Annotated in this window: 13 protein-coding genes; 3 read left to right on the forward strand and 10 right to left on the reverse strand. The window is 41.9% G+C overall.

Going from position 1 to position 14,452, the window contains the following annotated elements; all coding sequences use genetic code 11:
• On the reverse strand, nucleotides 1–582 hold the full coding sequence (locus PL9214_RS09005; protein WP_083579933.1) for a L,D-transpeptidase: 582 nt from the start codon (nucleotides 580–582) through the stop codon (nucleotides 1–3).
• A 206-nt stretch (nucleotides 583–788) separates the two neighbouring features.
• Entirely contained in the window at nucleotides 789–1,433 is a 645-nt protein-coding gene (locus PL9214_RS09010; RefSeq protein WP_072718409.1) for a bifunctional 4-hydroxy-2-oxoglutarate aldolase/2-dehydro-3-deoxy-phosphogluconate aldolase, read from the reverse strand.
• 134 nt (nucleotides 1,434–1,567) lie between these two features.
• Between PL9214_RS09010 and PL9214_RS09015 the strand changes: the two genes are divergently transcribed.
• Nucleotides 1,568–1,942, forward strand: coding sequence for a DUF4870 domain-containing protein (locus PL9214_RS09015; RefSeq protein ID WP_245824202.1), 375 nt, complete (start codon nucleotides 1,568–1,570; stop codon nucleotides 1,940–1,942).
• 12 nt (nucleotides 1,943–1,954) lie between these two features.
• Here PL9214_RS09015 and PL9214_RS09020 read toward each other — a convergent pair whose 3' ends face one another.
• From PL9214_RS09020 to infC, 4 genes are all read right to left on the reverse strand, one after another.
• Nucleotides 1,955–2,905 (reverse strand): bestrophin family protein, encoded by a 951-nt coding sequence (locus PL9214_RS09020; protein ID WP_072718410.1) that lies wholly within the window; start codon nucleotides 2,903–2,905, stop codon nucleotides 1,955–1,957.
• Nucleotides 2,906–2,950: 45 nt separating this feature from the next.
• Nucleotides 2,951–3,436, reverse strand: coding sequence for a Crp/Fnr family transcriptional regulator (locus PL9214_RS09025; RefSeq protein WP_072718411.1), 486 nt, complete (start codon nucleotides 3,434–3,436; stop codon nucleotides 2,951–2,953).
• A 117-nt stretch (nucleotides 3,437–3,553) separates the two neighbouring features.
• Nucleotides 3,554–6,592: an MFS transporter gene (locus PL9214_RS09030; RefSeq protein ID WP_072718412.1), complete on the reverse strand. Its 3,039-nt coding sequence runs from the start codon at nucleotides 6,590–6,592 to the stop codon at nucleotides 3,554–3,556.
• A 159-nt stretch (nucleotides 6,593–6,751) separates the two neighbouring features.
• Nucleotides 6,752–7,285 (reverse strand): translation initiation factor IF-3, encoded by a 534-nt coding sequence (infC, locus tag PL9214_RS09035; RefSeq protein ID WP_072718413.1) that lies wholly within the window; start codon nucleotides 7,283–7,285, stop codon nucleotides 6,752–6,754.
• 152 nt (nucleotides 7,286–7,437) lie between these two features.
• Here infC and PL9214_RS09040 point away from each other — a divergent pair, with 152 nt between their 5' ends.
• Both PL9214_RS09040 and PL9214_RS09045 read left to right on the forward strand, forming a co-directional pair.
• A complete protein-coding gene (locus tag PL9214_RS09040) occupies nucleotides 7,438–8,364 on the forward strand; it encodes an alpha/beta fold hydrolase (protein ID WP_072718414.1) in 927 nt (308 codons plus the stop codon).
• A gap of 147 nt (nucleotides 8,365–8,511) precedes the next feature.
• Entirely contained in the window at nucleotides 8,512–9,366 is an 855-nt protein-coding gene (locus tag PL9214_RS09045) for an Rpn family recombination-promoting nuclease/putative transposase (RefSeq protein WP_072718415.1), read from the forward strand.
• Between the two features lie 16 nt (nucleotides 9,367–9,382).
• Here the strand turns inward: PL9214_RS09045 and PL9214_RS09050 are convergent, their stop codons facing one another.
• The 4 genes from PL9214_RS09050 to PL9214_RS32675 form a co-directional block, all read right to left on the reverse strand.
• On the reverse strand, nucleotides 9,383–9,952 hold the full coding sequence (locus PL9214_RS09050) for a 2'-5' RNA ligase family protein (RefSeq protein WP_072718416.1): 570 nt from the start codon (nucleotides 9,950–9,952) through the stop codon (nucleotides 9,383–9,385).
• A 49-nt stretch (nucleotides 9,953–10,001) separates the two neighbouring features.
• On the reverse strand, nucleotides 10,002–10,382 hold the full coding sequence (locus tag PL9214_RS09055) for a calcium-binding protein (RefSeq protein ID WP_072718417.1): 381 nt from the start codon (nucleotides 10,380–10,382) through the stop codon (nucleotides 10,002–10,004).
• A gap of 36 nt (nucleotides 10,383–10,418) precedes the next feature.
• Entirely contained in the window at nucleotides 10,419–13,889 is a 3,471-nt protein-coding gene (locus PL9214_RS09060; protein WP_072718418.1) for a response regulator, read from the reverse strand.
• A 404-nt stretch (nucleotides 13,890–14,293) separates the two neighbouring features.
• Nucleotides 14,294–14,419, reverse strand: coding sequence for a hypothetical protein (locus tag PL9214_RS32675; RefSeq protein ID WP_281250309.1), 126 nt, complete (start codon nucleotides 14,417–14,419; stop codon nucleotides 14,294–14,296).
• Nucleotides 14,420–14,452: the final 33 nt, after the last annotated feature.

Genomic DNA, 14,452 nt, shown 5'->3' on the forward strand with positions numbered 1-14,452 from the left:
TTAGTCATGCACAATAACGGGGGTTCCGACCGATGCCCATTCAAACAACCATTTGGCATGATTGACTGCAACATTGGTACAACCGTGAGAAACCGGAGTCCCAAATAAATTATGCCAATAGGCTCCATGAATTGCCATCCCTCCATCGTAGTACATCGTGTAGGGAACATCCGGGACGTCGTAGTCTGGGCCGGTCATACGGGTCGTTTCATATTTGGTATAAATTTTAAAGACTCCGGTACGGGTGGGGGTGTCCGCTTTTCCGGTGGAAACAATCACCGCATAAACGGGTTGATTTCCTTCCCAAGCAATTAACCGTTGTCGAGATAAATCTATTAAAATCCAGCGTTCTGAGGATTGCTGTAATTCCATCATATTACGCGCAATTAAGTTGTGTTCTTCATCGGCGATCGCTAAATTTCCTTCGGTTAATCCTACCATAACTGTTAGAATTGCCCCCGTTGCTAAAATTCCTAAAGGCTGGAATTTTTTTAAAGAAAAAATGGGGGTATAATTAAACGGATTGAAGGAGTTAAAGTGGGAAAAAACGATGGGTTTTATGAAAGAGTTTGGGGTTTTCATGAGCTACTCCTCTTATTGAATTCAATTCAGATGAATGGGTTGGGGGATTAGATAGAATTAGAGGTTCAAATCCCTAGAGATTGATGACCGGATCGCGACGCTATCCTTGCTAATTTCTCTTAATTACAGGGTAATTCTAAGACCGAAAATTGTCAAAGGGGATTGGCAACAAATTTTGATTCCCCTTGCCCTATCGCTTCACCTATTTAATTGGAAATTTCGGATAACTGTTGCAGGAGTATTTGGGTTTTTTGCGCGATCGCATCCCAATTTTGTTCTACCATTACAGCAGGGGGAAATAAATCTCCGGCTAGTCCTACCGCGATCGCTCCGGCTTGAATAAAGGCAACGGCATTGTTTAACGTTACCCCTCCAGTGGGAATCAGAGGGATATTTCCCATCGGCCCTTTTATACTTTTAAGATAATCCACACCGCCAACGGCAGAAATTGGAAATACTTTCACACAACTGGCTCCTGCTTGCCAGGCTGTGATAATTTCTGTAGGGGATAAAGCACCCGGAATGATCGGAATTTCTGCTTGTTTTGCGGCTTGAATCATTGCCGGGTTAGTATGGGGAGAAAATAGAAATTGAGCACCCGATGCGATCGCATTTTTGACATCTTCAACGGTGAATAAAGTTCCGGTTCCAATCACACAGTCAGGTAATTCAGAACGTAACTCTGCAATTAATTCAGGAGCTTGATCACTATTCCAAGTAATTTCAATTAACCCCATTCCTCCGGCGGCGGTTGCTTGTGCCATTTGTTTTCCCAGTTGCCGTTTAGGAGCGCGGATAACCGCGATCGCTCGATATTGTTTTAACAAAGATAGCCAAATTTTAGAAGTCACTGTCAGTTTAAAATGCCTTTAAATTTTATAAATACTGTAATTATTATATAAAAGATCGTCCTTTTCCCTGGTTTGTTCAGATCCCTTGCCTACGGTTGTTTTTCATGCCCCCTTAAATTGTTAACTGAGTTATAATGAAGGGGTTATTGAGTTTTCATGGAGCGTTAGACATGGATCGAGATCAACGGCTAATTTTATCAGCATTTAGTCATGGTGCAATTTTCTTTAGTGCTACGATAGTCGCCATTGGAATTCCCATTGGCATTTTATTTTTCTCCAAAGATCCGGTTGTTAAAGCAAACGCGAGAGAATCGTTAAATTTTCATATTAATTTATACATTTATGGATTTGTATTCTGGATTCTCACCTTTCTATTAATTGGATTTCCTTTATTATTGGTTTTAGCCCTCGTTAGTTTTATTATGCCCATTTTGGCAATTATTTCTGTGGTTTCTAACCCGGATAAACCCTATTCTTATCCATTCATTTTTCGGATTATTGAAGGATAAGAGCCTTTATTTTTATTCGGGAAGGGTGATCAAGTTATCTCCATCAAGGGGAGCTTTTAGATCTGGATCATAGGTTTTAACACTGGGAGGGAGAGAGACTAAATCCTCAATATTTCTTAACATGGCTTGACAAATGGCATCAAGCTGTAAATCGTTTTCGTCATAACCAAACGGATTTTCAATTTGGCGGGCTATTTCTTCAATTCCCAGTAAGGTAAAACTGATAATTGCCACCACTAACCCTGTAAATGCTTCTAAATTATTGACAACTTTTAACGGTAAAATTAAACAATAAATTAATAAAATTTGTTGCAGATGAATTTGATAAGCCAAAGGAATCGGAGTTTTTAAAATACGTTCACAAGCTCCTAAAACATCCACCATAGTATCTAGGAGTTTATATAAAGCAGTCAATTGATAAATATGCAGATGATGCTTTTTATTTTGATTTTGTAAATAATCGCCTATCCAAAAGGCAATTTCCAAAGGGGGATGATTCATGGTTTTTAGTTTTTTATATTGTTCTGGAGACACTAAAGCTTCAATTTCAGAATTAATTTTTTCTCCTCTGAGATGAATTTTTGTAGCGACGGCAAAAGCAACTAATAATTTTAATATCGCAATTTTATCATCAGTCTCACTGACTTCTTTTTCGGGAACCATTAACCAAATTTGACGTGCAAAATTTCTAACGGTATTGACTAAAGTTCCCCACAGTTTCCGACCTTCCCAAAATCGATCATAAGCCGTATTGGTTCTAAAAACTAATAATAAACCGAGAACTAAATCTGGAAAAACTAAATAGCTCAATGCTTCAGTAGGGAGTAGAAAACCATAAATATGAAATATAGAAACTAGAATGCCCAATGTTGTGCATAAAATTACACGGGGCATAATGGCTGGAATGACAGAGCTTTTAACACGAATTGCTAACTGAAACCAATTGTTTTCAATCGTAGACATAGAGGATTTTAACTTGTTCTTCTCCTGACAATTTGCGTTAACAGATTATCCGGCTGAGGGTCGCAATTCTACTATTTTATTTCCTTCTACAGTGGGGGTTGGAGTTTGAGCATTTAACTTTTGATTCAGTTCTCGAATTCGTCGAGATAAGAGGCGAATAATATTAATCGCAATACCCGGAGTTTCATCAATGGCATCATAAAGCTGCATTTGCGTTAACACCAGACATTCACACTGTTCTAAGGTGCTCACAGTGGCTGAACGAGGTTCGGCATCAAATAAAGACATTTCGCCAAAGCAGGTTCCTTTTCCTAACTCGGCTAAATTGCGATCGCCAATATGAACTCGCACCCGTCCAGAGACGACAATATAGAGTGCGCGCCCTTCTTGACCTTCGGTAAAAATACTATGTTCTTCGGGGAAGGATAATTCATCCATTACCGATGCTAGACGTACTAAAAAATCGTCTCGCAATTCTTTAAAAATCGGGACACCCCTGACAAATAAAAGGCGTTCAACGCTGGTTAACATAGGTTTACTAAAAAATTAAAAATTCATATCTAGGAGGGAACAGGGAACGGGGAACAGGGAACAGGGGGGAAATCTTAACTTCTGTAGTCTGTACTCTGCACTCCATAATTCTTATCACTACTTCACTCCAAGCTGCACCATAAATTCCTCAACTTGGGCTGCGACTAAACGATCGGGATCGTTTTGTAGCATTGGCAATAATTCTATCAAAGCCCGTTGAGAGGCAATCTTTAGATATGCTAAGACCGCTTCTCGGACAAACCCGGTGGGATGGCGCAAGGACATCAAAGTTTGTTCCGCCGTTAAGCTCCAGCGAGCGCTTCTAGCCAGATGGAAACAACAAGCTAAGGCCCAGTCCGATAGAAAATGACGGTATTCTAATAAACGGCGGAGGCGATCGCTAGGTTTGAGCGGTTGATAACTGACCAAATCCGATAAATTCTCCAATTTCTCGAATTTAGAGTGCTGATCCAGAACGCTAATTAAAGCGCGCTTATGAACAATATCAACGACATTATCCAGGATTTCTAAACCCCGCGCCACATTAGAAGAAGAATTAGACTGAATATTAAAAGAAGCCGCTTGAATAGAGCTATGAGGATACAAAAACTTCATCAGCAAAAAGCAGCGATCCACCGCATCAACTTCTAATCCTTCTAAAGCTCGTTTTAACAACTGTTGAGGAGATTGCAGATTGGGGACACCCGGATCAAACGGATCAAACGTATCGGAATCTTCTGAGTCCGACAGCACCGGTTTTTCTAAGGACAAATCCAGCAAAGCGGCATAAATTTGACCAATAAACATTAACTCCTGCTCAATTAAAACTTCTACCCCCGTTCGTCCCACCCGATCTAACACCCCTTCAATTCCAGCATCTTGAGGAATTTTAAGTAAAATTTTCAAGATATTGCGCCGGGTGGTTCCCCAGGAAATCATCAACTCACTGATCAAGGTATCAAGGGCTTCTGTGGTGGCAATTTCACCCAAAGCTGTCCAAGCCTGTAACCGCACTAAATCCGGTTTATAGATATCACTGGCTTGCTGCATTAATAGAGGAATTGCTTCATTCCCCAATCTTACGAGAGCTTGTAAGGCCGTATCCCGTGTAGAACGATAGGACAGTGCCTTCATTAACGAGGGATAGTATTCTTCTAAATGGGTTGAAGCAATAACATCCAACAACGCACAACGCACCCGCAAAGATTCATCCTGTAATAAATCATTGAGATAGAGGCGGAGTCCTTGTAAATAATCCGCTTCTCCCAGGGCACGAACCCCCATCACCCGTTCCCGTTCAAGGCTAGAAGTGATCATGCGCCGGATGGTATTGGTAGCGGCGGCTTTTTGTTCGCGATCGCCTCGACGTAAAATTAAGGCGGCGGCGGTTCCCCGAACAACCGGATCAACTTTATTTTGGAGATAGGGACGCAACTGTTCAATATCGGGGCTAGTTTCCGTTAACCACAGATATCGTAACGCCAGAGCGAGAACCTCTGGGGGAAGATTGCTTTGGGTAAAGGCTCGAATATCTTCCAAATAGGCCGGATTTGGATGATTGAGCATAATTTCCAAGCTCTGACGCTGGAGGCTAGGGGAAAGGCTACCCAGGAGGGGAACCAAAGTTTCCCCAACGTTTTTCGCATCCAGTTGGCTCAGGAGTTCAATACAAGATCGTTTATCCGCGTCTTCTCCAGGTTTTTTCAAGGTTTCAACGACATTGCGCTTGAGTTGGGGCATATCGATGTCTGAGACACTCAGCCGTCCCCGTTCCGCACTGCGAACCAGTAAACTGACATATTGGGCTCGAATCAACCAAACGACAAACAACCAAACCAAAGCCATTAGGATGATCAAACCCACGAACACTAATCCCTGTTCACTGTGTAACTGGGTTTCGCTAGAGTTGGGTAAAATGATACTGGTGAGCCAAAGGGTGATTAAAATCAGTACCCCCGTCACCCCCGTTGACATGGGTTCAAATACCCCGTTCACCATGGATTGAATATCGCTGCGAACGTGATCCGGTAGGGGTTGAAATAAAACGGCTCCGGTGGTTTCAATTAAGGTGTAATGGAATAGTTCATCTAAAAACCGCAGGATCACAAATCCTACAAACACAGAAAATAGTCCAGTGATCCCACCAATGAAGGAAAATGTTCCTAAAATAATCACCCCAACGGGTAAAACAATTGCCGTGACAAATACCCCCGTGCGTTCGACCAAACGGCTAGAACCGAACCATTGAGTTAAGACTTGAGAAACACTTAAAATCCCTTCAAAAATTCCCAGGAAGCTAACAATGCCACTGGCTCCGGTTGTATCATTTTGAAATTCCAACTGACTAAAAAATTGGAAATCCACTAAAACATATAACGCTTCTGCCAGAACAAAAAAGGAGACTAAAGGAATCACATACCCTAATACGGGGCCTTTGAGGTTGCGAGTGCTAAATTCTTGTTCTTCGTCGTCCGGTGTCCAGCGTGTGGAATCAGGGAACGATTGACCATAGCGTTGAGACAGATAAAATAAAATTCCGGCGGCTAGGAGTACCATCACACCGGAAACCAAGGTAACATTATTCAATCCAACGACTCTTAATAGCACGGGCAGGGAAAATCCACTAATCACCCCAGCCACTAAAAATCCGCTACTAATAATCGGATAGGTGCGTTTAATTTCTCGAATATTAAACAGTTGGTTAGCGGTGATGGAATTATTTAAGTCGTTGAGAACATAAGACGCTTCCACCCATAACCACATTAAAAATAGGGTAATAAATTGAACGCTTAACCCTAATATTTTAACCTCGGATAATCCAATTCCCCAACGAAATAAAAACAAAGGAATTGCCATCATCACAAAGATAATCACAATTGCCCGACGCAGGGGAAATACTTTTTGTAGCGACGAATAGATAAAGCCTAGCCCTGAACCCATTCCCGCACTGGCGATATAGATCCAAGGCAATTTATCGGCACCGTATTCATCCAGAAATAAACCTACGGTACTGAGTTCTAACCAAATTAACCCGACTGATGCCAAGGTATACACTAAAAACATCAGTAGGGTTCTTTCTACTTCTTCCTGACGGAGATTCAGTCCCCGCAGCACCCCTTGTCCCACCAGAGCGGAACTACTCACTGGCTTGTCCATGCGATGCCCAAACCCCTTTGTGTGATTATCGGAAGTCTAAAATTAGAGTTTAACCGATTTGTTGCGACTATCGGGTGTGAGTTGACCCTTGATGATTGAGCGTTAATTGTTGACCGTTGACCATTGGCGGTTAACCGTCAACGGCCAACACAATCACGTTTACTTTTTAGGCGAGAGCAACATCATCATGCTGCGTCCTTCTTGTTTGGGTTCTTGTTGCACCTCAGCCAATTCTTGTAAATCAACAGCCATACGGTCGAGGAGTTCTTTAGCGAGGTGACTGTGTTGAATTTCTCGACCCCGGAACATAATTGTGGCTTTGACTTTATCTCCTGATTGCAGGAAGCGTTTGGCTTGATTGACGCGCACTTTGTAATCGTGATCGTCAATAATGTAGCGCATCTTGACTTCCTTAACGTCAATGGTGTGTTGTTTTTTCTTGGCTTCTCGAACTTTCTTTTCCTGTTCGTACTTATACTTGCCATAGTCCATAATGCGACAGACGGGGGGGTCGGCTTTGTCGCTGACTAATACCAAGTCGAGTTCTTTTTCCTCCGCTACCCGCAAGGCTTCACGCGGTGTGATAATCCCCAGTTGAGAGCCATCTGCATCGATGACCCGGATTTTGGGAAACCGGATATTTTCATTGATTGGAGGCAAATTGCGATTGATTTTTTTATCGGTCACAGGCATTAAAGAAGTTTGCAAGCGATTTATAGGATGGTGAGATAGATCTACAATTTCTTATTGTACTCACTCCCATCGATATTTTGTCCTTAATTTAACCTAAATTCCAGAAACGTTAAGATTAGAAATTGTAAAGTTATATTTTGATCGGAGGACATTTGGTTACTTCCACAAGCTGGCAAAACCAAGTTGGGTGTCAACGAAACTGGATTTGGCGAGGTTGGCGCATTCGCTATGCTTATAATCGCCCTCGTTTGTCCCCTTCCTCCATTCCCCGTTACCCGATGATTTTTTTACATGGGTTTGGGGCCTCTATTGGACATTGGCGATACAATTTAACGGAATTGAGTCAAAGCAATACGGTTTATGCTTTAGATTTATTAGGGTTTGGAGGCTCTGAAAAAGCGATCGCTCCCTACACGGCTCAGTTATGGGTTGAGCAAGTTTATGATTTTTGGCAAACGTTTATTGGAGAACCTGTGATTTTAGTGGGAAATTCCATCGGTTCTTTGATTAGTTTAATGGTGGCTTCTCAATATCCTGAATTAGCAAAAGGATTAGTTTTAATTAGTCTTCCTGACCCTGGATTACAGTTAGAAATGTTACCGCCCTGGGCAATTCCTGTGGTGGAAACGGTACAAAATATTGTGGCTTCTCCTCCAGTTTTAAGATTATTCTTTTCTCTTGCCCGTCGTCCGAGTTTTATTCGTCGTTGGGTAAAATTAGCTTATGAGAATCCCAATGCGATTACTGATGAATTGGTTGAAATTTTAGTAACTCCTGCCCTGGAACGGGGTGCAGCACGGGCGTTTTGTTCTGTTTTTAAAACAATGGGCAGCCCTCGCTTAGGGCCTGCGGTTAAAACTTTATTCCCTCAATTAAATGCGCCTATTTTGTTGCTTTGGGGTTTACAAGATCGATTAATTCCCATTCAATTTGCCAACCCTCGTCAATATTTACAATATCACTCGAATTTAAAATTAGTTGAGTTGGAAAATGCTGGACATTGCCCTCATGATGAATGCCCGGAACGGGTGAATGCTGAAATTTTAACTTGGCTGAAGGAAAGCTTTGATTGGGGTTAAGGGTTGATGTTTTTATGTTGAATATTAAATCAAGCGTACCCCCATGTCAGCCCTAACAAAATTGTCTCATTCCAGGCGGCGTTTGTCAAGTTCGTCAGTTACCTTCTGAATTGATAGAATCTATAGCAAACAGATTTGACAAAAATCATGAGATTTATCAACCCCAAAACGGACTACGCTTTTAAAAAAATATTTGGTTCTACCGAAAGCAAAGACATTTTGATTAGCTTTCTCAATGCCTTGGTTTATGAAGGTAATTCTACCATTGAAGACTTAGAAATTATCAATCCGAACTTACCGCCTAAAATCGCCGGTTTTAAAGATACCTATCTCGATGTTAAAGCCAAACTGAATAACGGCACACTTGTCCTTATTGAAATGCAGGTTTTAAACGTGCAATCTTTTGGCAAAAGGGTTTTGTTTAATGCGGCGAAAACCTATTCTTTTCAATTGCAAGCTGGAGAAGGGTATCGAATGCTTAAACCCGTTATTGCTTTAACAATTACTGATTTTGAAATGTTCCCAGATCAGGAGCAAATGATTTCTCGTTTTGTTTATCGAGAAAAATCTGAAGGTTGGTACTATCATGATAATGATATTGAGTTATTATTCGTTGAGTTACCTAAGTTTACCAAAGAACTCGACCAGCTTGAAACCATTACCGATAAATGGATTTACTTTATCAAATTTGCGCGATCGCTGACATCTATTCCTGAAAATATGGAGGATATTCCTGAACTACACCGAGCTTTTGAAATTGCTAATCAAGCCGACTTAACGGCTGAGGAGTTAGAAGATTTAGAACGTCGGGAAATGTTTATTTATGATCAGCAAGGAGCGATCACCCTGGGACGTGAACAGGGACGCGAGGAGGGACGCGAGGAGGGACGCGAGGAGGAAAAGCGTGACATTGCTCGAAACCTACTGGATCGACTGAGTGATGAAGCGATCGCTCAAGTCACAGGATTAAGTCTAAAAACCGTTCAAGAGTTGCGCTCTTAAAGTGAGTCCTAATTAACTATTGAGGAAAAGCAATATTTAAGAAAGGAAACTGTGCTTTGATATTCCAGTTTTGTCCGTTATGAATTAATAAAGTTAACTCAGAGATGGTAAAGTCAAAATAAATCGAACGTTGGGCAAATTCTAGCCATGCGGTTTTAAATGCTGTTCGAGTTAAATCTTTAAATGCTACGGTGACATGGGGAGAAAACAAACGTTTTTTCGAGACTTCATGAACAATATTAAGCTGTTGTTCTAAGTCATCCATTAACTGTTGATGAATCTTGATTAATTCAGGGGTTTTAATTACATCCACATAAATAACACGGGGTGGAAAGGCATTAAACCCCGATAAGGTGATCGAAATCGAAGACTGTTTGAGCGCAAATTCACTTAACCGTTGTTCTAAAGTTTGTAGGTCTTCTATTAACCATTTAAACGGAGGTTGTAAGGTTATATGAGGTGGGGATTTTAACGCATGGTGGCTATTATAGGTTTGGGCAAAATAGTGTTTAATTTCTGTAATTTGATTTTGAATTTCTTGCGGAGGAAGTAAGGCAATAAAAAAGAGTCGTTCTGATGGTTTCATAAAATTAATCTATAGCAGGGAACTGGGAACAGGGAGGACAAGAATTAACTTAAAAGTGATAACCTTGCTCTATCCAATATTGCCAATCTCCCAAAGCTTGTTGATTTTTTTCATCGGGGTCTATGGCTTCTATATCTGACAGTCGGACGGTATGAACATTATCTTCATTGTTACCCACATCAACAACTTCTACATACATATCACTTAAACATTCATCTTCTGATGCCATTCCTAACACCTTAACTTCTTTCTCTTGAATTTTTCCCGTTTTCCTAACTTTTCTGCTCCATTTCCCAGCAAACGGAAAATTTATATTATCATTGAGGTAGTAGTACCAACCCATGGCAACTTCTTGTTCATCGTAAGCATCCACAATGATTTCGTAGGTAATGCGCTCTTCTCTGCTTTCATCCTTTTCAATACTAACCATCACTTGAATTCCAACTTTTAATAACGTAAGAAAGCCCTAGATTTGGGGAGTAATCATAACCGTTAATACTTTGTCGCCAATGCCTTTTAACTTATGGAATTCTTCGATAAGAATATCCTGGGAAGGGAGATAATCAGCCACCTCTTTAGACACTAAAATACTATTGGGATGGGCAACTTCCTGTAATCTTGCAGCCATATTCACCGCAGGGCCAATAGCGGTATAATCAGAACGTTCTGGAGATCCGAACATCCCAACAACGGCTGTCCCGATATGAATTCCACAGCGAAAACGCACGGCTTCAACGCCATTTTCACCGAAAATACCCTGTTCTCGCCAGCGTTGATTGAGTTTATCAAGGGATTGTAACATCTGTCGTGCCGAATTCACCGCCTGTTCAACCTGTTTTTCGGGGGGTAACTCCTCCGGGGCGCCATAGAGTGCCATGACCGCATCCCCAACAAACTTATCCACTGTACCGCCATTGGCAAAAATTACCCGTGTCATTTCAGCTAAATACTCATTCAAAACCACCGCAATGCCTTGAGATTGTAACTGATTTGACATTTGGGTAAATCCGACAATATCACTAAATAGAATAGTAATTAATCGAGGTTCGGGACTCAAATCCAAGGCTAATTGGCCCGTTGCCGCTTTTTTCACCATGGTTTCCGGTAAAAAGCGTTTCAAAACAGACTCCGTTAAATACCGATTTAACTCAGCAACTCGCCGTTCATTCTCTTTTAACGATTGTAAATTCTTCACTTCTGCTAACAATTCTCGATCATTAAAGGGTTTGGATAGGTAGGCATCAGCCCCCCGTTCAACGCCTTCTAAGCGGGTATCTTCATCGGCTTTAGCCGTTAATAAAATCATCGGAGTCCCCTTCAATTCAGCGTTTTCTCGAATTAAGCGAATTAAATCCAACCCCGATACTAACGGCATCATTAAATCAGTAATAATCACTTCTGGATGATATTTTTGAGCCATTTCAAACCCTTCATGACCATTACAAGCCACAACAACATTGTATCCCGACTGGCGGAGAATTTTTGAGACATAGCGCCGTAAATCTGGGTTATCATCCACGACTAAAACTAAATTTGTGGAGGTGCTATTGTCCCCTAAAGCTATTATTTCTTCAGGAGTTTCTGACCCATCAGTATTGTCTTCATCACTAATATCAACATCAATATCTGCAAATTCCACCGAGGCGCGACTTGAATTTAATTCCGCCGGAATTTCTAATACTTGTTCTCCGGGTAAATGGGAGGTTCCTAATGGTAACCAAACGGTAAAAGTTGTGCCTTTTCCATAAACCGACTCCACAGAAATTTGTCCTTTGTGAAGTTCCACTAATTCTTTCACTAAAGCTAATCCTAAACCCGATCCTTCATAGGAACGATTCGCCGAGCCTTCCGCTTGACGAAATCGTTCAAATAAATAGGGAATTTGTTCCGGTTTAATTCCAATTCCAGTGTCTTGAACTTGCAGACGACAATGATCCCCCAAAGGTTCAACCCTCAACGTAATCGTGCCTCCGCCGGGGGTAAACTTCATGGCATTCGAGAGTAAATTATAGAGAACTTTATCAAATCGTTCTAAATCTAAATATAACAACGGACAGGAGTGTAAATCCGTTTTTAAGTAGATTTCTTTCTTCTGACAATAAGGTTGAAACGACTCAACGGTACTATGACAAAAGGCAATCAAATCACAGGGACGGAAACTCGGCTGCATTCGTCCGGCATCAAACCGTTGTAAATCTAATAATTGATTGACTAACCGTAACAAACGTCGAGAATTTCTCAGGGCAATTTTAGCTTGTTCTTGGGGTAAATCTTGCTGTTGATTAATCGCAGATTCTAACGGCCCAATCATTAACGTTAAGGGAGTCCGAAACTCATGGGAAATATTTTGAAAAAATTCCGTTTTAATCCGATCAGCTTCTAACAATCGTTCCGCTTGTTGTCGAGTTTTTTGATATAAACGGGCTTGTTGCACCGCTAAAGCCGCTTGTACCGCCACCACTTCCACTAAATTAATTTCTGAATCATGCCATTTGCGGGTACGATTATTTTGTCGTAGGGAAATACTGCCAATAATCTGACCATCCGAGAGTAAAGGCATCACCATTAAAGCTTTAGAAGCCGAACGCAGAGGTAATTCAGCAATATGAGATTCCGGCTGTAAATCTAAGTCTTGAATCACAACCGGTTGTCGGGTGCGTAATAGTTGTTGTAAGACCGGATTTCCCCGAATGGGAACTAAAGACTGCGGCAACATTTCCAAAGGTTGCTGGGGGTGAAGGTCAGCATCGACAGTAGCCATAGGAGACTCAGACGACCATTCTTCGCTCACTAAAGAAGCTTGTCGAGCCGCATCATACAATCCCACACACTGAACATATTCATCATCTCTTGTCCACAACGATAAGGCACAGCCATCAACTTGTAACGCTTCTCCCAATTGTTGGGTAATGGCGGCAAAAATCGTGCGGGGATCAAGACTAGACCGAATGGCGGATGTAATCGTATTGACTAACGCTTCTCGTTTAGCCAGTTCTCGGACTTGTTCATAGGCGCGAGCTTGAGATAATGCTAACGCGGCTTGATCTGCGACGGTAATCACTAACTGCACTTCATGATCCTGCCAAATATGAGGTTCTTGGCAGTGATGCAACCCTAAAACAGCCATTAAGTCCAGTTTGTAAAATAGGGGGACGACTAAACTAGAGCGAATTTGAGTTTGACTGTAAGCTTGTTGACGTTCGATCACCGAGACGACCCGTTCATCGGTTTCTGCTTCTTGGATAACTTCCACATCAGTCGTTTCCCACACTAATAATTGCAAGAGATCCGTTGAGGGCTTTTGATGATCCGAGGTGTCCAAAAGTTCTCCCCGTCCTGACTGATACATAAACCATTCATCCACCATTTGCCCATCTTGAAACGGTCGCAAAAGGCAATAACGAGCTTCAAACATTTGACCCACCGTTTCCACAATCCGTTGTAGCATTTCCCGGTAGTTAGGGGCAGAACGAATGGTATTCGTAACAGCATAGAGAAGGGACTCTTGTTGTAGCGCACGTCGCAGTTCTTCGGTGCGGGATTTGAGAACGGTATGGGTTTCTAAGGCTTGTTTAACGATCGCTTTGAGTTCGTCTGCGTCCCAAGGTTTAGTAACGTATTTAAAGACTTTACCCGAATTAATCGCTTCAACTAAATCTTCAACATCGGTGTAACCTGTAAGAATAATCCGAATAATATCGGGATATTGAGCCGCCGTTAAACTCAAAAATTCCGTCCCGCTCATTTGCGGCATTCGTTGATCGGAAATAATCACAGCCACGTCAGATTGAGACGCTAAGATGTCTAGCGCCGTTGGCCCGCCTTCTGCTCGCAATACACGGTATTCCCGATGAAAAGTGCGATACAGCAGATCTAGGTTATCGGGTTCATCATCGACAACTAAGATAGTCGGCTTAGATTTTTTCAGGGAATTCATGCACCGATCTCCTGCTGCAAGGGCTGTAGGGGGCTTGCGTTCTTTGTGGGTAACAGATTGGGGTGAACCCGCCCCTACCGGGTTATCAGGGTTAAGAACGTGTCAAGTGGTTTGGTGATTGAGGATGCCCCCTATTAATCTTATGCTTCTAGGGTGTTAGGTGTTGGATGTTGGGTCTTGAGGATGGATAGCTAACCGTCAACTGCTCATCAACAAGCCAAGCCCCCTTTTGTACCCATCCGACTAGAAGGAATCGCTGCTCTCAGTTGAATCGGTTTTCCAGTGTCAGATGCCGTTTGTGGTTCAATTGTTAACCCCAGAAACCCCGACCCTCTCTCAATCTTTGTTGATTCTTGTTGGACATCTGCATCCAACCTTTGATGATCAAGATACTCATTGATTACTTATCCGATGCAGGTATAACCACAATCAGGATATTGATGCACAATATTTATTGTACCTTGATCATCCTGGGTGCGGAATTGTTGGATGTTCTCAGGAAGAGATAGGTGCAAGGATTTTATATACATTCTTGTGATCTTTATTATTCCTGTGCGATCCCT

The organism is Planktothrix tepida PCC 9214 (genome assembly GCF_900009145.1).
Lineage (GTDB): Bacteria > Cyanobacteriota > Cyanobacteriia > Cyanobacteriales > Microcoleaceae > Planktothrix > Planktothrix tepida.